Origin of the sequence: Chimaeribacter californicus, from assembly GCF_002858675.1 — a bacterium.
Lineage (GTDB): Bacteria > Pseudomonadota > Gammaproteobacteria > Enterobacterales > Enterobacteriaceae > Chimaeribacter > Chimaeribacter californicus.
This window is the reverse complement of record NZ_PJZF01000099.1, coordinates 1-682: the sequence shown is the minus strand read 5'-3', so window position 1 is coordinate 682 and position 682 is coordinate 1. Positions and strand designations below refer to the sequence as shown.

The following is a 682-nucleotide window of genomic DNA, read 5'->3' as shown; positions in this document are numbered from 1 at the left end:
AATAGTGGCTGTCTTAGGCCGGTCCGCACTGGATTTCAGCATGGCAAAAATGTTTGTCAGGTGATTGTCGAGTAGATCAATGGCCACCTGGCGCATTACGCTGGCCGCTGGCGCTTTAATAGAGCCATTGGCCTCTTGGAAATACCCCATGACCTCTTTTACCTGCTGCACTGCTGCATCGCGCTCTTCAGTTGTGCTGGCGGCTTTCCAGACCTTAATCACTTTGCGCAAACGGTAAGCCCCACCGTTCACAAAATAGAGCTTCCAGAGCTTCTCGTTATCAAAATAGAGTGAGCTGACACCTGTAACCGTGGCGCAGACCTGGGCGAACTGCCAAAAGTAAAGGGATTGGCCGGCGAACATGTCTTTTTTGGCCGCCTTAAGGCTTTTGCCCATAACGGCAGTTGTCATCTGGAGGAAAGCGGTGATGTCAGCCTCGGCGGGTTCTTCCTGCTGGCATAATTCCTTCAGTCTGTCCTGAATAAATTTTTCCTGGGCAAGCGCTGGGGCATTGCTGCCCCAAAATGCGGTGATCGCCTCAGCAACCTTTAACGCAGTGCTACAAGCCTCGATAATGCTGACAGTCTTTTTGTCTGCTCTGGGCATTTTCACTGATGGCGGTTGGCCTGGTGGCGTTTCTGGAGTCGCTGGCACTGGTGGGGCTGCTGCTGCCGGGCACGGT

2 protein-coding genes are annotated in these 682 nt (G+C 53.2%); one reads left to right on the top strand and one right to left on the bottom strand.

Features of this window, described 5'->3' with window-relative positions:
- On the bottom strand, positions 1-612 hold a 612-nt coding region (locus tag CYR55_RS23075; protein ID WP_146001053.1), incomplete at its 3' end, for a hypothetical protein.
- A gap of 2 nt (positions 613-614) precedes the next feature.
- On the opposite strand from CYR55_RS23075, the gene CYR55_RS24070 reads away from it, so the two are divergent.
- Positions 615-682 (top strand): hypothetical protein (locus CYR55_RS24070; RefSeq protein ID WP_241522223.1); only part of this gene is annotated, 68 nt, incomplete at its 3' end.